This is a genomic window from Aliiglaciecola sp. 3_MG-2023 (assembly GCF_030548205.1).
Taxonomy (GTDB): Bacteria; Pseudomonadota; Gammaproteobacteria; order Enterobacterales; family Alteromonadaceae; genus Aliiglaciecola.
Genome location: NZ_JAUORV010000009.1, coordinates 55,160 through 75,021 on the forward strand (window position 1 = coordinate 55,160; position 19,862 = coordinate 75,021).

Here is a 19,862-nt window from a genome sequence, read left to right on the forward strand (position 1 = left end):
CACAAACATAATTAATACTAGGCAAAACATGACACTAGATTTAGCTCACTACCCTATCTTGGCAAAGGCCAATACGCCTGAAGAATTGCGTAAATTACCACAAGAACAATTAAGACAGTGCGCTGATGAATTACGTCAATACCTTTTGTCATGTGTGAGTAAAAGCAGTGGCCATTTTGCTTCTGGTTTAGGGACTGTTGAGTTAACTGTTGCCCTTCATTATGTTTACAACACCCCTTTTGACCGCTTGATTTGGGATGTGGGTCACCAGGCCTATCCCCATAAAATTCTCACTGGTCGCCGAGAGAAAATGACAAGTATCCGTCAAAAAGACGGTTTACATCCCTTTCCTTGGCCACCAGAAAGTGAATACGATACTTTTGCTGTAGGTCATTCATCTACATCAATTAGCGCAGCGTTGGGGATGGCTGTCGCGGCAGAAAAGGAAGGCAAAGATCGTAAAGTGGTCGCAGTCATTGGTGATGGTGCAATGACCGCTGGTATGGCCTTTGAGGCCTTGAACCACGGTGGCGACATCAATAAAGATGTATTGGTTATTCTTAACGATAACGAAATGTCGATTTCAGAGAATGTAGGGGCTTTAAATAGTCATTTGGCTAGACTGCTTACCGGTAACTTTTTTAATTCTATTCGCGATGGTGGTAAAAAGTTATTAAGCAATGTTCCGCCCATTAAGGAATTCGCCAGTCGAGCAGAAGAACACATTAAAGGGATGGTTGTACCTGGCACCATATTTGAAGAACTTGGATTTAATTATATTGGCCCAATCGACGGTCACGACGTAAAAGGCGTGGTGGAAACCCTACGTAATATGCGCTCGATTAAGGGCCCGCAAATCCTTCATGTAGTCACCAAAAAAGGCAAAGGATTTGAGTTGGCGGAAAAAGATCCCATAAAGTTTCATGCTGTACCTAAGTTCAATCCCGCAGACAATGGTCTGCCCAAGTCCGCGCCAAGCGGACCTACATTCTCAGATGTATTTGGTGAATGGTTATGTGACATGGCAGCTTTAGACAGTAAATTGATGGCTATCACGCCTGCCATGCGCGAAGGTTCTGGCATGGTTAAGTTCTCTCAGGAGTTCCCAGAACAGTATTGTGATGTGGCTATCGCCGAACAACACTCAGTCACCTTCGCAGCCGGTCTGGCTAAAGAAGGATTAAATCCAGTTGTCGCCATTTATTCTACATTTTTACAGCGAGCCTATGATCAATTAATTCATGATGTGGCGCTGCAAAACCTCCCTGTACTTTTTGCCATTGATAGAGCCGGTATAGTGGGCGCAGATGGCCCAACGCATCAAGGTGCATTCGATATCCCATTTATGCGCTGCATTCCCAATATCGTGATCATGGCTCCTTCTGATGAAAACGAATGTCGTCAAATGCTATACACTGGTCATAAATTAAATCAACCCGCAGCTGTACGATATCCTCGTGGTACGGGCATCGGCGCTAGAATAGAAAAAACCATGGACGAAATAACCATTGGTAAATCTCGTACCCTTAGGCACGGTATTAAAGTAGCGATTCTAAATTTTGGTACCTTACTCCCCTTCGCCCTTGAAGCGGCAGAAGAACTAGGTGCAACTATGGTAGACATGCGTTTTGTAAAACCCCTAGATACGGAAGTCATTGATTCATTAGCACAAGACGTTGATTTATTCGTGAGTGTTGAAGATGGAGCTATCGCAGGTGGTGCAGGCAGTGCTGTAGGAGAATATCTACTGAGTCAAAAGTACAACTGCAAACTATTGCAAATAGGCCTACCAGACGAATTTATTATGCAAGGTACCCAACAAGAGATGTATCAAGCGCTACAGTTAGACGGTGCTGGGATTGTGACTAAAATAACCGAGTTTCTAGACTGACTCGGTTTACTAACGTCACATAGGAGGGATAGCCCGTTAAAGAACAGTAAAGTGAACTAATAAATGTAAACTCACTAACGCTGCAATGCCCGCCAGCACATCATCAGCCATAATTCCAAAACCACCATGTACGTATTTATCTAGGTAACTAATTGGCCAGGGTTTAAGAATATCGAAAATACGAAATAACACGAATCCGGCCAGCATGGTCTGCCAACTAAGTGGCACTGCAATCATTGTAATCATCATCCCTGCCACTTCATCCCAAACAATAGATGAGTCATCGTGGACACCCATATCATCGGCGGTTTTGCCGCAGATCCAAATACCCGCGACACTGGCTATTAGACACAGAAAAATATAGACATTAAGGGAAACAGTTTCGAGTAACAACCAAACTAATGGGACGGCGGCAAGGGTGCCGAATGTACCCGGCATCTTAGCAGCAAGTCCCGAGCCTGCTCCTAGCGCCAGAAAATGAGCAGGATTACTTAGCCTTACCCGGCTTCGCTGTTCAGCGTTCAAGCGCTGAAATGCTCAAAACATGCACCCTGTTGTTCATAAGGCTCGTCATCGTAAACTAATTCAAGTTTTCGTTTTACGCCTGTAAGCTGACCAATGCAAGTGGCATTGATATTGGCGTTAGCCAAGCCAGTTTCTAGATTACCTTTTTGTTCTTCATTAACAGTAAACAAAAGTTCGTAGTCATCACCGGAACTAAGGGCATATTGAATGGCTTGATCAATATCAACCGTTTCCTTTAAAGCCACCGATAAGGGAAGGTCTTTAACATGAATTTTAGCACCACACTCAGATGCATTGAGAATATGTTGTAGATCTTGTACTAAACCGTCAGAGATATCGATACAAGAGCTTGCCGTGCGACGCAAGGCGGTACCTGCAAGTAATCGTGGAGCGGGATAGTTCAAGCGATTTAATAAATAATTAGCCGCTAGCTCAGAGCTGGTCAGTTTGCCCAATTTAATATCTAACCCAGCACCGGCATCTCCGATGGTACCAGTGACATAGACTAAATCTCCTGGTTTTGCAGTACTGCGCATTAGCGCTTGTTCATTGGGGACAAAACCTTGGGCGGTAATGGTGATTGCTAAAGGACCTTGAACCGTGTCTCCACCAATTAACTGAATTGAATAATATTTGGCAACTTCAAATAGTGATTGAGAAAACGCCTCTATCCAGTCTTCGTCAATGTTGGGCAAAGACAGAGATAAACTAAACCAAGCCGGCTCAGCTCCCATGGCAGCTAAATCACTTAAATTAACAGCCAGGGCTTTGTGTGCAATGGCTTCAGGAGGAGTATCTTCTGGAAAATGTACACCACTGATTAAGGTATCAGTGGTGATGGCTAAGTTTAAACCTTCGGGCACACGAGTGATTGCACAATCATCTCCAATGCCATGAATTACGTCCTTGCGTGTTTCTCGCGCTTGTTTAAAAAAGCGATCAATAATGTCAAATTCTTTCACGTTACTCTTTTGAAGATAATTCGTGTTTTCTAAGGGTTTTAATCGCTTTATCAAGCACACCGTTTATAAACTTATGACTCTCGTCAGCACCAAATGATTTAGCTAATTCAATGGCTTCATTAATCACGACTTTGTATGGGACGTCAATTCGGGCAGTAAGTTCAAAAGTGGCGATACGTAATATCGCTTTTTCAACGACATCTAATTCTTCAGGTAAACGTCCTAGATAAGGTTTCATCGTCTTATCTAAGTTTTCGCAGTCTTTGACGACATTGCGCAACAATTCTTGAAAATAAGCCATATCGACTTTTTCCATATTGTTACTGGTCGCTATTCCTAGTTCAATTTGCTCAACAGGGTTTTTACTCATTTGCCAAGAATAAACAGCTTGTACCGCAAGTTCTCTTGCTTTTCTACGTGCAGATGGCTTCACGTTTATGCCTCTTCTATTTGAGCAATAACATTAACCATTTCCAGTGCACCCATGGCTGCGTCAGCACCCTTGTTACCGGCTTTGGTACCTGAACGTTCTATAGCCTGTTCAATGCTGTCGGTAGTGATAACACCGAAGGAAATGGGTATGCCGTATTCTAATGAAACTTGCGCTAGACCTTTATTGCATTCACCAGCAACAAAATCAAAATGTGGGGTGCCGCCACGAATAACCGCACCTAAGGCAATTATCCCATCATATTTTTTTTGTTCAGCCAATTTCTTAGCAACAATAGGTAGCTCGTAAGCACCAGGAACTCGAACCAAGGTAATATCTTGATCACTGACTTCACCCACACGCTCTAACGTGTCTAATGCCCCGTCAACTAAGCTTTCAACAACAAAACTGTTAAAGCGAGATACAACCAACGCAAACTTTTTACCTGTTGCGCGAACATTACCTTCAATGATATTCATGTTTGTGAAGCCCTGTAAGAAAAACGGCGCGGATTATAGCACAACCCAGTGGAAACCCAAATGGATTAATATATGTAATCCACAACTTCTAAACCAAAACCTGATAAAGCGTGATATTTTTTCGGTTTACTTAACAAACGCATTTTACGCACACCAAGCTTCCGCAGAATTTGACTTCCAACACCAACCGTTCTTGACGTTCCTTGGTATGTACCCGCTACCGCTCGGCTGCCCATGTCTTCAGCCTCAAATTGTTTAACCTGGGCAATCAGATCCTCTTCCTTACCCAACAAAACCAACACGCCACCTTGGTCAGCGATTTTTTCCATGGCTTGTGGTAATCCTAAACTACGTTGAGCTGATCGTTCTGAGCCAAATAAATCGTTAAAAGTATTATGCAAATGCACACGGACTAGGGTCGCTGAATCCCCATCTATTTCACCTTTGCACAAGGCAAAATGCACCTGATCATCAATCACATCTTTAAAGGTATGCAGATCAAATTCGCCATAACGCGTGGGTAACTTACAACTTGCCACCTGTTCAATGGTCGTTTCATTCAAGTTTCTGTATTCAATTAAATCGGCAATAGTGCCCATTTTCAAATTGTGCTTTGCGGCAAATACTTCTAATTCAGGCCTGCGCGCCATGCTGCCATCTTCATTTAATATTTCGACGATGACGGACGCAGGTTCAAGGCCAGCTAACCTAGCCAAATCAACGCCCGCCTCCGTATGACCGGCGCGATTTAATACTCCACCTTCTTTGGCAATTAATGGAAAAATATGACCTGGCTGAACGATGTCTTCAGCTTTCGCGTTTTTATCCACAGCCGCTAAAATGGTTTGCGCTCGATCTGCTGCAGAAATACCCGTAGTCACGCCCTGAGCCGCTTCAATTGATACAGTGAAATTAGTTGAGAATTGGGCGTTGTTATTATCAACCATCAGGGGCAACTTCAAACGTTCGCAACGCTGTGCAGTCATAGGCAAACAAACAAGTCCCCGGGCATGGGTAACCATAAAATTAATCGCCTCAGGTGTCGCATGTTCTGCGGCCATAATCAAATCACCTTCATTTTCCCGATCTTCATCGTCCATCAGGATTACCATCTTGCCTTGTTTGATGTCTTCGATTATTTCTTCGATGCTGTGCATTGCCATTGTAGGGGGTACTCTGTTCTTTTATATTAAATTAGGGTTATTTTAAATAACCATTTTCCGCCAAAAATTGCAGATCTATGCCTTGCGACTTTTGACTATGTGCGGCTTTATCTCCTAAAATCAAGCGTTCCAAATAACGGGCAATCAAATCGACTTCCAAATTCACTAAGCTGCCGACTTGGTAGTTGCCAATAATAGTTTCTTGCAATGTATGTGGAATTAACGTGAGCATAAATTTGGCACCGTCCACGTCATTTACCGTCAGGCTAACACCATCTATGGTTATAGAGCCCTTTTCGGAGATATATTTGGCGAGTTCATCTGGTGCTTGAATCCAAATTTCTAACCAGCGATCGATTGGATTGATAGCCACGATTTTGCCTACCCCATCCACATGCCCACTGACAATATGACCACCAAAGCGAGAACTGGCTTGCATGGCTTTCTCAAGGTTGACTTTGTCTCCCACCGTGTAGTTGGCAAAACCAGAACGTTTAATGGTTTCCGGAGAGACATCAACGCTGTAGTGTTTATCTGAAAAGTCCACAACCGTTAAACACACCCCATTAGTGGCGATACTGTCACCCAACGCCACATCAGACATATCCAGTTTTTGCACTGCAACGGTCAAACGAATATCGTCACCCTTAGGTTGCAATTTAGCGATATGACCAACGTCTTCTATTATTCCAGTAAACATGTTTTATAATCCGATATTTGCAGAAGTTTATTCTTCTATTCAGTAGTTTGATTAAAATGCGCAACCATTTTTAAATCGTCACCAACCATTCTAACGCTAGACCATTTTAATCGTTTAGCTTGATTCATTTGGGTCAGCTCATCCATCACAAACAAATTCTGTCCCTTGTCCCCTAATAGTTTGGGCGCTTGGTATAAAATCAATTCATCCACTAGATTTTGTTGCACTAACGCCCCTGCGAGCATGCCACCGGCTTCAACCCAAACCTCATTTAATTGTTTGTCAGCTAAAACCCGCAACATGGCTGCTAAATCGAGTTTATTCCCCACACTGGCGATCTGCACTTGTTCTACGCTGGCTCTTAATAGCGGGTTGGGTTTACGATTAATAATTAGGTTTTGACCAGGCAGGTCAAACATTTTCAAATTGTCATTCAGTTGATTTTTACCATCCAGAATAATTCGTAAGGGCTGACGAAGTTCAGACTCTTGGATCAGGTTTTTCGCACTATTTAATTCGTTGTACCTGACATTTAAACTTGGATTGTCAGCTAACACCGTTCCTGAACCAGACAATATTCCACAGCTTCTAGCGCGATGTGCTTGCACATCCGCCCTTGCATCTGGACCAGTAATCCATTGGCTGAGTCCATTCGCTAATGCCGTTTTACCATCTAAACTTGCGGCTAATTTTACGCTCACCCAAGGACGATTATTTTGCATGCGTTTAATGAAACCACGATTTAACTCTTGTGCTTGCTCGCTGAGAAGCCCGAAAGAGACATCTATGCCATGTTCGGATAACCGCTTTAACCCACTCCCTGCCACAGTAGGATTGGGATCAACCATAGCAGCGACTACTCGTTTCACACCGGCTTGAATTAATGCATCAGCACAGGGGGGAGTTCTACCGAAATGGCTACAGGGTTCTAAGGTAACGTAGGCAGTTGCCCCTAGGGCTTGCTCCCCTGCTTGCTTAAGGGCATGCACTTCAGCATGGGGAGTTCCCGCTTTATGATGCCAACCTTGGCCTATTACCCCACCATTTGTATTAGCAATAACACAACCAACATTTGGATTGGGTGTTGTCGTAAATTGCCCTTTACGAGCCAACTTAATGGCAAGACTCATCAAATGATGGTCTAGCGTCGAAAAATGAAAAGCAGACATGGTGTCGCAAACTTCCTAAATAAATACGCTAATCAGGGTTTCTCACCTAATTTAGCAATTTCTTCACCAAACTCCCGAATGTCTTCGAAGGAACGATAAACCGAAGCAAAACGCACATAAGCCACCTTATCCAGTTCTTTGAGGGCATCCATGATGAGGCCTCCTAAGAACTCACTACTGATTTCTCGCTCTCCGGTTGCGCGCAACGATGACTTCAATTGACTGATGCAATGTTCGACTTTTTCCGTACTCACAGGACGCTTTTCTAAAGCACGTAATAAACCTGCACGAAGTTTATCTTCATTAAATGGTTCTCTGGAACCATCACGTTTAACCACTCTTGGCATGACTAACTCGGCGATTTCAAACGTCGTAAATCGCTCGTGACAGGTTGTGCACTCGCGTCTGCGGCGTACTTGATGACCTTCGGCAACCAACCTGGAGTCGATAACTTTAGTTTCTTGTTCTGAGCAGAAAGGACAAAACATAGTCGTATTTTCTTTTCACTACCTATAGATGCTGGCTAAACTAGCATAAAAAAGTTAAAAGGTGATACATGCAACGTTTAATTTATCTATTATCATTAGTGATAATAACGCTTAGTTGGTCAGCGACAGCTGCAGACTCGAAATGTGATGGGCTGCTTAAACTGCAATGGATTTTGGGTGACTGGGAAACCCTTCCGGATGGCAACACCCAAGAAAATTGGTTAAAAATCAGCGACGATACCTTCACCGGCTCTGGCAGCAGCCGTGATGTTTCTGGCGTCCTTGAGCAGCAAGAAAGCATGCGTTTAGTACACATGCAAAGGGAAGTCTTCTATTTGGCAAAAGTCGGCCACAATAGTCTACCTGTGGCCTTTAAAGCTAAAAATTGTGACTCGAATACCGTTACTTTCGTCAATCCAAATCACGACTTTCCCAAGCAAATAGTATACTTACGCACAGATAATAAATTGGTCGTCAATGTAACAGGTAGTAATGGCAAGGGATTTACTGTGCATTATCAATTGAAGTCCAATAAAAATGCGCCCTAACAGGCATTTTCTTTACTCATTAATGACGAGCTTGAACCCTTCATCTAACCAGCCTGTTATTCCGCCTATGAGTTTCTTAACAGGGCGGCCGAGCTCAGCAAGTTTAAGGGCGGCTTTATCCGCGCCATTACAATGGGGACCGGCACAATACACGACAAAGAGAGTGTCACTGGGATATATCTGAATGGTTTCAGCCTTGATATTTTTATGGGGTAAGTTTAATGCGTTGGGCAAATGCCCTTCTTCAAAAAGCATTGAGCTTCTCACATCCAGTAACACAAAATCTTGGCGATTATTGCTGATCGCAAAATGCGTATCCCAGCAGTCTGTTTCTAAACTGAGTAAACTTGCAAAGTGGGCTTTAGCAACTTCCGCTGAAGCTGCAGGGACTCTTGACACAACTGATGACATACACGCCTCCATTTAAAGTTGAGTTTTATTATCAACAACTTAATTGAAAGCACCAAGTAGCTAGTCAGCCAATTACCGATTATTTTGAGACAAAAAAGCCGCTTAAAAAGCGGCTAAGTGACGATTAACGTAAATACTACCCGTAAACAGGGAATTTTTCACATAGGTCAACCACTTCTTTCTTGACCCTTTCGATAGTTTCAACGCTTGAGATGTCATCAAGCACATCACAAATCCAGTTGGCGACTTGCTTCGCCTCCTGTTCACCAAAACCTCGACGAGTTATGGCTGGAGAACCAATGCGTAAGCCACTAGTGACAAAAGGTGAGCGAGGATCATTAGGTACTGAATTCTTATTAACGGTAATATTTGCACTGCCTAAGGCCGCATCAGCGTCTTTGCCAGTAATATCTTTATCAATGAGATCAAGTAAAAATAAATGATTATCTGTGCCGTCAGAAACAATTTTATAACCACGTTCTTGCATCACGCTGACCATGGCTTTTGCATTTGCCACCACTTGTTTTTGATATTCTTTAAACTCTGGCTCTAACGCTTCTTTAAATGCGACCGCTTTTGCCGCAATCACGTGACACAAAGGACCACCTTGATTGCCAGGAAACACTGAGCTGTTTAACTTTTTATAAATAGTCTCATCACCGCAAGCAGAAAGGATCAATCCGCCACGAGGACCGGCTAAGGTTTTATGGGTAGTTGTAGTAACAACATGGGCATGAGGTAATGGATTCGGGTAAATCCCCGCCGCCACTAAACCAGCAACGTGGGCCATATCAACCAACAAGTAAGCGCCGACTTTGTCTGCAATCTCACGAAACTTCTGCCAATCAACAATGCCCGAGTAGGCAGAGAAACCACCAATAATCATCTTAGGTTTATGCTCAAGTGCTAAGGCTTCTACTTGTTGCATATCAATTTCGCCAGTGTCTTCATTCAGACCATACTGAACTGCGTTGTATGTTTTACCTGAAAAACTCACGTGGGCACCGTGGGTAAGGTGACCACCATGAGCAAGGCTCATTCCTAATACAGTGTCACCAGCGTCTAATAATGCCATAAAGACCGCCGAGTTGGCTTGAGAGCCTGAATGGGGCTGTACATTAGCATAGTCAGCGCCAAACAACTGCTTCGCTCGTTCTATGGCCAAATCTTCGGCGATATCAACATATTCACATCCGCCATAATAACGTTTGTGAGGATAGCCTTCTGCATATTTGTTGGTAAGTTGAGAACCCTGAGCTTCTAAAACGCGCGGACTACAATAGTTTTCCGAAGCAATAAGCTCGATATGATGCTCTTGGCGTTGAGTTTCATTTACAATCGCATCATATAACTCGGGGTCAAAGTCAGCAATATTCATATTACGTTTCAGCATGGTGTCTCCTCAACAACTCGGCACAAAGTTCGGGTGAAACATCTATCTTCACCTTCGTAGGGATAAAAAATGAGCGCTTATTCTAGTCATTTAGATTATTTTGTACATACCTTTGGGGAAAAATGATCCAAACCCTTAAGTATAATTTATAGCTGTTAGATTGGCGCTATTGAAATTACTCAACTTCGCAACTTGTATGACCAAATATTTAATCAAGGGACTCGATGCATTCTGGATAGTTAAGAGTTATTTGTTGGCGTATGACATCTAAGGTTTGCATCACGTTAATACTGTCTGCATGATTCATTCTTGGGTCGCAGCGTCTGCCGAGCAGGATTGACTCCATGGTGGACTCTATTTGATATTCAAAACCATTCACTGGATGAGGAAAATCCACCGTGCGGATCAATTTCTCGTTTTGGTATAACTGCGCTTGTCGGCCGTTCCAAAAATAGGCTGGAACACAAATATAGCCTTCTTTGCCATGAATACTCATGATATTGGAACACTCGGCCGCCATGGTACAGGTAAATTGGCTAATCACACCGGATGGATAGGTCAAATTCACCATTGTATTTTGGTCTACGCCGTCTGCAGACAGCTTGGCCACAGCCTGAACGCGAGTGGGATACTCGGCCAACAAATACTGACTTAAACTCACACTGTAAACACCTAAATCTAGTAAAGCGCCACCAGCTAAAGCGGGATCCGTCAAACGATGATTTTTCAGGTGCGAAAAAGCAAAGCCGATTTGTGAGTTAATGTATTCTAATTCGCCAATTTCCTGCTGCTCAATCCACTCTTTAAGTTGCTCGAAACAAGGCATAAAACGGCTCCACATTGCCTCTTGAAACACACATTTATGCTGTGCTGATAGACTCACCAGCACCTCAGTTTGCTGTGCATTTACAGTCAGGGGTTTTTCCATAAGTAGATGTTTACCTGCCTGCAAACATGCTCTGGCTATAGGAAAATGATGGGAATGGGGTGTCGCAATATAGATCACATCAATATTGGGATCTGCAATTAGAGATTCATAGTCCCCATAGGCAACAGTGGCTCGGTATTGTTGAGCAAATGCCTCCGCTCGTGCTAGGTTTCGACTGGCAACCCCATATAACTTGCCTTGCACTGAACTTGCCAACGCAGTAGCAAATTGATTTGCAATGCCACCTGGCCCAATGACTCCCCAATTCAACATTCTTCTTCCTAGTTTAAGTCCTGTTGTTAGTTATTCTGAAGTCAGAGAATAAAAATTCAAGCTTTAGCGCCTTCATTTTCAACATTAATCGATTTTAGCTTGGTTAAACAGCGCTCTATTTCTAACCAGATTGCACCTAAGGATATGCAAAAAATTTCTGTTCGCCATTGGACTGTGAGCCGGTCTGGATTACACTATCGTTTTATCCTTCATTAAATTGGCACTATGGCACAATACGTATATAGCATGCACAGGGTGGGAAAAATTGTCCCCCCAAATAGACACATACTAAAAAATATTTCTCTTAGCTTTTTTCCCGGCGCAAAAATTGGAGTGTTGGGTTTAAACGGTGCAGGTAAATCCACCCTGCTGCGCATCATGGCTGGTATTGACCAAGATATAGAAGGTGAGGCTAGACCTGCGCCAGATTTAAAAATTGGTTATCTTCCTCAAGAACCTCAGCTAGATGAAACTAAAGATGTGCGTGGCAACATTGAAGAAGCCGTTGCAGATGTTGCCCACGCGTTAAAACGCTTAGATGAAGTCTATGCAGAATATGCAGAAGAAGATGCAGATTTCGATGCCTTAGCAAAAGAGCAAGGTCAACTAGAAGCCATCATCCAAACCAAAGATGGTCATAACCTTGAAAATGCTTTGGAGCGCGCAGCTGATGCTCTTCGACTTCCTCCTTGGGATGCAGATGTTAGTAAACTTTCTGGTGGTGAAAGGCGTCGAGTCGCCCTTTGTCGACTACTCCTAGAAAAACCGGATATGTTGCTTTTAGATGAGCCAACTAACCACTTGGATGCAGAATCAGTAGCATGGTTAGAACGTTTTCTTCACGATTACGAAGGGACTGTAGTAGCCATAACCCACGATCGTTATTTCCTTGATAATGTAGCGGGTTGGATTTTAGAACTAGACCGAGGTGAAGGTATTCCTTGGGAAGGTAATTACTCCTCTTGGCTTGAACAAAAAGATCAACGTCTTGCCCAAGAAGAGCGTACCGAAAGTGCACGTCAAAAGTCCATTCAACAAGAGTTAGAATGGGTGCGTTCAAATCCCAAAGGGCGTCAAGCTAAAAGCAAAGCCAGAATGGCAAGGTTTGATGAATTAACTACTGGTGATTATCAAAAACGGAATGAAACCAATGAGTTATTTATTCCCCCTGGAGAACGTTTGGGTGATAAAGTTATTGAGGTAACAGGTTTATCTAAATCTTATGGTGATCGTTTGCTGATTGACGATTTATCTTTCAGCATCCCCAAAGGGGCAATAGTCGGTATTATTGGCCCTAACGGAGCAGGTAAATCCACGCTATTTCGCATGCTGACTGGACAAGAGCAGCCTGATTCAGGAGAAATAGTACTTGGCGACACTGTGCAATTAGCAAGTGTTGACCAATTTCGCGATCATATGAACGAGAAGAACACCGTTTATAAAGAAATCTCCGACGACTCAGATATTATTCGCATTGGTAATTTTGAACTAAACAGCCGTGCTTATTGTAGCCGTTTTAATTTTAAGGGGACTGATCAACAAAAATTCATTAAAGATCTTTCTGGTGGTGAACGTAACCGGGTTCATCTGGCAAAATTGCTCAAAGCTGGTGGTAACGTGCTTCTGCTCGATGAACCGACCAATGACCTTGATGTTGAAACTTTACGGGCACTGGAAAATGCAATCCTGGAATTTCCAGGTTGTGCCATGGTTATTTCTCACGACCGTTGGTTTTTAGATAGGGTCGCCACGCACATTATGGATTACCGAGACGAAGGAAAAATCAACTTTTACGAGGGTAATTACACAGATTATGAAGCCTGGTTAAAAGACACCTTAGGCGAAGACGTGGTGGAGCCACATCGACTTAAATACAAAAAAATTAGTAAATAGTCTCAGATCCTTTCATATTGATAGCGTGTAATTAAACACTTGGGTAAAATCTTGGGCGAAATTACACGTTTTTTATGCTTAAATATTGTTATTAAAGGCAACGTTGAGGATCACTATGGAAAAACGTCAATTTAATCGCGTAGACTTTTCAGCTCCTGCCATTTTATTTCAGCAAGATCGCCATTGGCATACCCACATTATTGATATTTCATTAAATGGGGCGCTTATTGGCTATCCAGATGAGTTTATTGGCAATTTAGAGCAAGAATTTGAATTAAATGTAGAAATTGAAGGCACTCGCAAAGTGATCACCATGTTCGGTGAAATTGTGCACAATGCTAATCACTGTTTGGGTTTCCACATTAAGTGTATGGATATCGATAGTATTTCAGATTTGCGCAAGTTAGTTGAATTGAATTTAGGCGATATGTCACTTTTACAGCGAGACTTAACCTCACTAGTTTCCTAATCCTAAGTATAATAAACATTCGGTTAATTTTTAGATAAACTACGCAGAGAATAAGGTTAAAGTTTAATCCACACGTAAAAATGTTTTGTTGAATATGCTTAACAAAGGAGTTTGAGTTATCTTCAAAGTTGTTGATCAGTTATATGAAAAGGATAAAGTTTTAATTCTTATTGTAGAAGATGAACCCATTAGTGCATTAATTGCGGCTAAAGCCCTTTCAGATAATTTTATTACCCATCATGTGAGTTCAGGGCAAGAAGCGCTGGATTTTTGTGATCAAAAGCTACCTGACATCATATTGATGGATATTAATATGCCTGTTATGGATGGGTTAACCGCGTGCAGAAAACTCAAAGATAACGATAATACCCAAGAAATACCGATTATATTTGTCAGTTCTCACAATTCACCAGAAGCGGAAGATGAATGTTGGGAAGCGGGCTGTACAGATTTTATCACCAAGCCTTTTTCAGTCACAACATTACGACATAGGGTTAACTCACATTTAGCAGCTAAGCTGATGTCTGACAAATTAAAACGTTTGGCGACTGTCGATGGTTTGACAGATGTGCAAAATCGCCATTATTTTGATGGTTTCTTAGCGGATCAAATGAAATTATGCACCCGCTTGAAACATCATATAGGTTTAATCTTAATCGATATTGACAATTTCAAGCTTTATAATGATACCTATGGACACATTAAAGGCGATGAGTGTTTGCGGCAGGTAGCAAGTACTCTGAGAACCGTACTAAAGCGCCCTACCGATTGTTTAGCAAGGTATGGGGGGGAAGAATTTGCAGTTGTACTTCCCCATACTGATGCGCGTGGCGTTGAGCACATTGCCAATAGCATGCTAAGTGCAATTCGCGCTCTAAACTTACCTCACAAACTTTCAAGCTTAAGCCGGGTCACTATTAGTGCAGGCGGCATTTGCGTTTCACCTCAAAATCTTAGTCAAATCGCACTCATCCAAAAAGCCGATCAAAATTTGTATTCGGCAAAAGATGCGGGGCGTGACCAATTTGTTGTAGCCTAAACCTTAGATAAAGGTTTTAGAGGGCCTCCAGAGCCTCTGACAGACGTGAGACTGCCACTACTTCTATACCAGGGATGGATTGTTTCGGTTTATTTCCCTTAGGAACAATGGCGCGTTTAAAGCCATGTTTGGCCGCTTCTTGTATACGTTCAGTTCCATTCGGGACAGGCCGAATCTCACCTGCTAAACCGACTTCTCCAAATGCAATTAATTCTCTGGATAGAGTATGGTTTCTAAAGCTGGAGATCATTGCTAGCAGTAAGGCTAAATCAACACTGGTTTCTGCAACACGAACCCCACCCACCACATTAACAAACACATCCTGATCGTTCATTTGCACATTTCCATGGCGATGTAAAACAGCAAGTAACATAGCTAAACGATTCGCTTCAGTTCCCACCGCGATACGTTTGGGGTTTGCCATTTGAGAGTAGTCAACTAAGGCTTGAATTTCCACTAACAATGGTCGTGTCCCTTCCCAAACCACCATAACAATGCTGCCTGGTGACTGTTGCTCTTCGCGACTTAAAAAGATAGCTGATGGATTGCTGACCTCTTTAAGACCTTTGTCTGTCATGGCAAACACGCCCAACTCATTTACTGCACCAAAACGATTTTTATTTCCCCGCAACGTTCGATAACGACTATCACTTTCCCCTTCAAGCATCATTGAACAATCTATGCAATGCTCCAGCACCTTAGGACCTGCCAAATTTCCTTCTTTGGTGACATGTCCGACCAAAAACATTGCAATATGATGCTGTTTGGCAAAGCGCGTTAAAAACGCGGCACTTTCTCGCACTTGGGAAACACTGCCAGGTGCGGATTGAATATCACTCACGTGCATGACCTGTATGGAATCAATTACCATAATGTCGGGTTTGTGCACTAACGCCAATTCACAAATGGTTTCTACATTCGTTTCCGCCAACACTTTTAATTTAGATGTGGGTAATCCTAATCGTTGCGCTCGCATCGCCACTTGTTGTAAGGATTCCTCCCCCGTGACATAAAGCGTATTACGTCCTTGGGCCAAATGACACATTACCTGCAGCAACAACGTACTTTTACCTGCCCCAGGCGAGCCGCCAATTAACATTGCAGCACCAGGCACTACACCTCCCCCAAGAACGCGATCGAGTTCTTTGAAACCCGCACTGAATCGCGGTAATGCTTGTAAGTCAATTTGATCTAAGGTTTCCACTTTCGCGTGGGTTTGCCCTGCGTAGCCTTTTAAATTCCGTTCAGGTGCATGTTTATCATTACTAAGAACAACTTCAGAAATGGTGTTCCATGCCTGACAATCATTACATTGTCCTTGCCAGCGAGGGAACTCTGCTCCACAATCAGTACATACAAAAGCGATTTTACGTTTAGCCATAAGTTATTGAACTACATTAAATTAGGGCTAGTTGATTAATTCAACTAAACCGGTAAGTTGGGATCAAAGGTTATTTATTCGTTGCCGATAAAAGAATATCATAACGACGCCTTAACCATAGCGAACATTTGATTGGCATGAGTCAAGATTTAGAAAAGTATCACGACATTATAGAACAGTTAAAACCAATGATAAATGAACCTGAATTTAATCAGGTTCTATCACAGGTTGCATCTGGCATCCCGAAACAAAAACGCTTTTTAATCAAAATGGAATTAAAGCGCCTATCTCGTCCATGCCTCCGCCTCATCGACCTCAGAGGGCAGGTAGCTGGCGATTGCCGCGAATTTACTTATCAGGATAAAACTCATTTTTTAGACGATACTGCCATTGATGTTTTCGAAAAGCAGGTTCGACTGTTTGGTGAATATACCATGGGAGTATATGAGGCAGTTAAAAATACCGAAAACAGTTATCGTGTTATTTATCAAAAGCAGCGGGAAGAAGCTGAAAAAGAAGGGGTTGTGGTAGAAGAACGTAAACCCCATCACGCCACCGTTTTACGCTTCGGTGAATATGCTAAACGTTGCGAAGAGCGCATGAATTTCGCAGTGAATATTGAGTTATTTACAGAGTTAAATAAAAGTATTCAAGCAACCACAATAGATGTATCAGTAAGTGGTTTAAAAGTTAAAGTGGCGAATGAACACTTATTTAAAGTCGGTGATAGGATTACTGTCCAGTTTCGAGGGTTAGAAGGCGAATACTCAATAGATCGAAAGGCTGGCGTGGGATACAACATTGTTAATGTTGAAAGTAGCAAACGAGAGCAACGTATTTCATTACAGAAAAATGAAGAACACACTCAACACTCGTTTAAAGACTTTTTTGAAAAGTTCATACACGGCAACAAACGTCGCTATAAAGTTAATATGGATAATACGCTCACGGCGATTAACCTAAAGACCTACGAACAGTATTTTATTCCCAATGTGTCCTCTGTCCCCATATACATTGAAAAAATAAAAGATCTTTATGTTCCCAAATACGCCCTAATCAATAACTGCAATAAAGATCCCTTGTATTATTGGAGTGATGAGCTATTTGAATTGCGCCTTGGTTATGTCTTAGGACATCAGCGTATTGCAAGGCTATTAAGCCAACCTGAAAATTATCAGGAAACCATTGTTTATTCGTTCAATCACATTAAAGATGACAAAGTTTATTTTTATTCTGCTACTCAAGAAGAGTTGTTCGACCGTCCAGATTTGATGAAGGTGTTTCTGGGCTATGGCGGTAGGAAAGCAAGTTGGCGGGTTTTCAAATTACAAATTACCAATGTAGATCTCAACCAAGTACATATACCACTGTCTTTACCCGACTCTGTTAGCAGTGCGGTGAAACGTCAAAATCATCCACCCGCACCGAGGTTGATGTCACGCCTTAAAAATGTGAGATACATGGCGCTCCTAACCGATATTACTGATGAAGTTGGTACTCAAAATTATGAAAAAGTACCCATTCGCCGTGGAGAAATCTCACAATTAAAAGTGTTTGGACACCCAAGAAATAAACTGCCTCCAGCGGTGCAGATGTTCAGGTTTAAATATCACAATCAACGCAAAGAGACCCGCTATCAATTGCGAAGTAAAGTGCAATTAAATTTTGGTGATATAACAATTGAAGGAAGCAGTGAAGATGTTTCTACGCGAGGAATGCGCGTTGAGTTGAATGACTTTTTTCATGGTGAAGAAAATGATTTGGTCAAACTCAGTTTTCCACTTTTACAAAATGTTACCAAGAAATTTAATTTGTCTAATCTGCCATACGTCGTCAAGGGAATTTCCTATGGGCGCAATGTTTTGCACCTTCAAGCCGTTGTAGATTCAGTCAACAAAACTGCACAACGATTTTTTGAAGAGCTTATTCGTAATAACCGCGGAAAACTAAAAGCCCATAGTGAAGAAGAAGAAATACCTGGGATTGGCTCAGCATTGCGAAATTTATTTGCGAAGAATGTCTTAAACACCGCATTTTTTATCCGCAAAGAAGGGATTGATTTTCTCCCCGATGCCATTGTTACCAGTAATCCCAATAGTCGTTTGAATAATCTATTGGCTTTCGATGCGGAAAACGGTCAATACAATATGCACTTTTTGTATTCAACTTATGGGGTTGAATTAGACTTTATTCAGTACACGTTAAAACGAATTAAAACCAATAAAAAGCCAGTAATGCGCGAGATATTCGTCGCTTTTGATCCAAGCCGAGAATATATTGACGAAGCTATAAAAAGCCGTTTTTCCGATCAATTCCATGGTGATAAAGAACGTAAAAACTTCATTAATCAAGCTCGTGAATCAGGCCAATTTATAGCGGTGAAAGTGTTCTTAGCCAGAGCGGGACGTCCGGATATTGAACGCTTACAAGCAGAAATTAGTTATGTGGGTATTTATGCAATCCACAAAGCAAAAATACTCGAAGAGCAGCTTTGGAATATTATTGGTGTGGGCGACCTAATTGATGTGACTGATGAAGTATTAATACGACACAATTTCAGCCAACAACAGATTATAGATAATCAGCAAATGCCGGCTTATCACAAAGTCAATTCGGACAAAATTGAAAATTTATTAAAAGCCTAATCTACGGTACTACCAAGAATTTGATTGCATCTACAGGCAAAACTGGTAGACTTCGCGGCGAAATTTTGTGCGGCCTTGAAATCAATTAATAAGCCAAGGCTGCTCGTCCGTTCTTTTAAAAATTGGTGGTAACTTATGCATCCTATGCTGAATATTGCGGTGCGCGCTGCTCGCGCTGCTGGAAATGTGATAACTCGTGGTTTTGAAAATCGTAATGATTTGTTGTTGGAAAAAAAAGGTGAGAACGACTTCGTCACTAAAATCGACAAAGAAGCCGAAAAAATCATTATTGAAAAAATTCAGCAATCTTTCCCCGACCACTCATTTTTAGGTGAAGAAGGCGGCATAGTCGAAGGCAGTGACGAATTTAAATGGATCATTGACCCCCTTGACGGTACCACTAATTTTATCAAAGGTATTCCCCACTTTGCGGTTTCGATAGCCCTAATGCACAGAGGTCGTATAGACCAAGCCGTGGTATTTGACCCAATTCGTGGTGAACTTTTCACTGCAAGTAAAGGCGCTGGTGCACAATTAAATGGTTTCAGGATCCGCACCGGTAAAGCAAAAGACTTAAACAATACTGTGCTTGCCACTGCGTTCCCTTTCAAAGCGAAAGAAACATCTGATGAAGCTATACAACGTTTCTCAAACATATTTAAACAATGTGGCGATGTCCGCCGTTGTGGCTCTGCAGCGTTAGATTTAGCTTATGTTGCTGCAGGTCGATATGATGGTTATTGGGAACGCGGCATCAAACCTTGGGACGTTGCTGCTGGAGAACTACTGGTACGTGAATCTGGTGGCTTGGTTACTGACTATAAAGGCGGTAATGATCCCCTCGATAAAGGTGAGATAGTCGCAGGCAACCCGCGCGTAGTGCAGTCGTTGGTGAAACACTTAAAATAATCGATAATGAAAAAGGCATAGGTTTAATTTCGTTCTCGAAGATCTAAAAAGGAAGCATTTTGCTTCCTTTTTTTGTGCCTCAAGCCAGCAAGTATAAATACAACACAACAGGGTTGCTTGGCATTTTCTGCACGCCTTTTCATTAGATTTTCTGCCTGCGCTACAA

General features: G+C 42.2%; 19 protein-coding genes. 7 read left to right on the forward strand and 12 right to left on the reverse strand.

Translation table 11 applies throughout. The annotated features are described in order from the left end of the window. Positions 1 to 28: 28 nt before the first annotated feature. On the forward strand, positions 29 to 1,891 hold the full coding sequence (gene dxs / locus Q4574_RS11755) for a 1-deoxy-D-xylulose-5-phosphate synthase (protein ID WP_303474331.1): 1,863 nt from the start codon (positions 29 to 31) through the stop codon (positions 1,889 to 1,891). A 36-nt stretch (positions 1,892 to 1,927) separates the two neighbouring features. Here the strand turns inward: dxs and Q4574_RS11760 are convergent, their stop codons facing one another. The 8 genes from Q4574_RS11760 to nrdR form a co-directional block, all read right to left on the reverse strand. Further along, on the reverse strand, positions 1,928 to 2,416 hold the full coding sequence (locus tag Q4574_RS11760) for a phosphatidylglycerophosphatase A (protein ID WP_303474332.1): 489 nt from the start codon (positions 2,414 to 2,416) through the stop codon (positions 1,928 to 1,930). Further along, positions 2,413 to 3,378: a thiamine-phosphate kinase gene (gene thiL, locus Q4574_RS11765; RefSeq protein WP_303474334.1), complete on the reverse strand. Its 966-nt coding sequence runs from the start codon at positions 3,376 to 3,378 to the stop codon at positions 2,413 to 2,415. Before thiL ends, Q4574_RS11760 begins: the two co-directional genes overlap by 4 nt. A 1-nt stretch (position 3,379) precedes the next feature. Further along, entirely contained in the window at positions 3,380 to 3,811 is a 432-nt protein-coding gene (gene nusB / locus Q4574_RS11770) for a transcription antitermination factor NusB (protein WP_303474335.1), read from the reverse strand. 2 nt (positions 3,812 to 3,813) lie between these two features. Then, on the reverse strand, positions 3,814 to 4,287 hold the full coding sequence (gene ribE, locus Q4574_RS11775; protein ID WP_303474336.1) for a 6,7-dimethyl-8-ribityllumazine synthase: 474 nt from the start codon (positions 4,285 to 4,287) through the stop codon (positions 3,814 to 3,816). A 65-nt stretch (positions 4,288 to 4,352) separates the two neighbouring features. After that, positions 4,353 to 5,450, reverse strand: coding sequence for a bifunctional 3,4-dihydroxy-2-butanone-4-phosphate synthase/GTP cyclohydrolase II (gene ribBA / locus Q4574_RS11780; RefSeq protein ID WP_303474337.1), 1,098 nt, complete (start codon positions 5,448 to 5,450; stop codon positions 4,353 to 4,355). A 37-nt stretch (positions 5,451 to 5,487) separates the two neighbouring features. Then, entirely contained in the window at positions 5,488 to 6,150 is a 663-nt protein-coding gene (locus tag Q4574_RS11785) for a riboflavin synthase (protein WP_303474339.1), read from the reverse strand. Positions 6,151 to 6,185: 35 nt separating this feature from the next. Continuing rightward, positions 6,186 to 7,319 (reverse strand): bifunctional diaminohydroxyphosphoribosylaminopyrimidine deaminase/5-amino-6-(5-phosphoribosylamino)uracil reductase RibD, encoded by a 1,134-nt coding sequence (gene ribD / locus Q4574_RS11790; RefSeq protein WP_303474340.1) that lies wholly within the window; start codon positions 7,317 to 7,319, stop codon positions 6,186 to 6,188. Between the two features lie 32 nt (positions 7,320 to 7,351). Beyond that, complete coding sequence (nrdR, locus tag Q4574_RS11795; protein WP_303474342.1) at positions 7,352 to 7,807, reverse strand: transcriptional regulator NrdR; 456 nt, start codon at positions 7,805 to 7,807, stop codon at positions 7,352 to 7,354. A 68-nt stretch (positions 7,808 to 7,875) separates the two neighbouring features. Here nrdR and Q4574_RS11800 point away from each other — a divergent pair, with 68 nt between their 5' ends. Further along, a complete protein-coding gene (locus Q4574_RS11800; protein WP_303474343.1) occupies positions 7,876 to 8,355 on the forward strand; it encodes a DUF6265 family protein in 480 nt (159 codons plus the stop codon). A 12-nt stretch (positions 8,356 to 8,367) separates the two neighbouring features. Here the strand turns inward: Q4574_RS11800 and Q4574_RS11805 are convergent, their stop codons facing one another. From Q4574_RS11805 to Q4574_RS11815, 3 genes are all read right to left on the reverse strand, one after another. After that, positions 8,368 to 8,766, reverse strand: coding sequence for a rhodanese-like domain-containing protein (locus Q4574_RS11805; protein WP_303474345.1), 399 nt, complete (start codon positions 8,764 to 8,766; stop codon positions 8,368 to 8,370). Positions 8,767 to 8,902: 136 nt separating this feature from the next. Continuing rightward, complete coding sequence (gene glyA / locus Q4574_RS11810; protein ID WP_303474346.1) at positions 8,903 to 10,159, reverse strand: serine hydroxymethyltransferase; 1,257 nt, start codon at positions 10,157 to 10,159, stop codon at positions 8,903 to 8,905. 208 nt (positions 10,160 to 10,367) lie between these two features. After that, positions 10,368 to 11,360 (reverse strand): Gfo/Idh/MocA family protein, encoded by a 993-nt coding sequence (locus Q4574_RS11815; protein WP_303474347.1) that lies wholly within the window; start codon positions 11,358 to 11,360, stop codon positions 10,368 to 10,370. Between the two features lie 225 nt (positions 11,361 to 11,585). Between Q4574_RS11815 and ettA the strand changes: the two genes are divergently transcribed. From ettA to Q4574_RS11830, 3 genes are all read left to right on the forward strand, one after another. Beyond that, positions 11,586 to 13,253 (forward strand): energy-dependent translational throttle protein EttA, encoded by a 1,668-nt coding sequence (ettA, locus tag Q4574_RS11820; protein ID WP_303474348.1) that lies wholly within the window; start codon positions 11,586 to 11,588, stop codon positions 13,251 to 13,253. 115 nt (positions 13,254 to 13,368) lie between these two features. Then, positions 13,369 to 13,722 (forward strand): PilZ domain-containing protein, encoded by a 354-nt coding sequence (locus tag Q4574_RS11825; protein ID WP_303474349.1) that lies wholly within the window; start codon positions 13,369 to 13,371, stop codon positions 13,720 to 13,722. A gap of 169 nt (positions 13,723 to 13,891) precedes the next feature. After that, positions 13,892 to 14,761, forward strand: coding sequence for a diguanylate cyclase (locus Q4574_RS11830; RefSeq protein WP_303474464.1), 870 nt, complete (start codon positions 13,892 to 13,894; stop codon positions 14,759 to 14,761). A 16-nt stretch (positions 14,762 to 14,777) separates the two neighbouring features. Here the strand turns inward: Q4574_RS11830 and radA are convergent, their stop codons facing one another. Next, positions 14,778 to 16,142 carry a DNA repair protein RadA gene (gene radA, locus Q4574_RS11835; protein ID WP_303474350.1) on the reverse strand — a complete coding sequence of 455 codons (1,365 nt, stop codon included), beginning with the start codon at positions 16,140 to 16,142 and terminating at the stop codon, positions 14,778 to 14,780. Between the two features lie 137 nt (positions 16,143 to 16,279). On the opposite strand from radA, the gene Q4574_RS11840 reads away from it, so the two are divergent. Next, entirely contained in the window at positions 16,280 to 18,787 is a 2,508-nt protein-coding gene (locus Q4574_RS11840) for a PilZ domain-containing protein (protein ID WP_303474352.1), read from the forward strand. Positions 18,788 to 18,922: 135 nt separating this feature from the next. After that, a complete protein-coding gene (gene suhB, locus Q4574_RS11845) occupies positions 18,923 to 19,696 on the forward strand; it encodes an inositol-1-monophosphatase (RefSeq protein WP_303474353.1) in 774 nt (257 codons plus the stop codon). Positions 19,697 to 19,862: the final 166 nt, after the last annotated feature.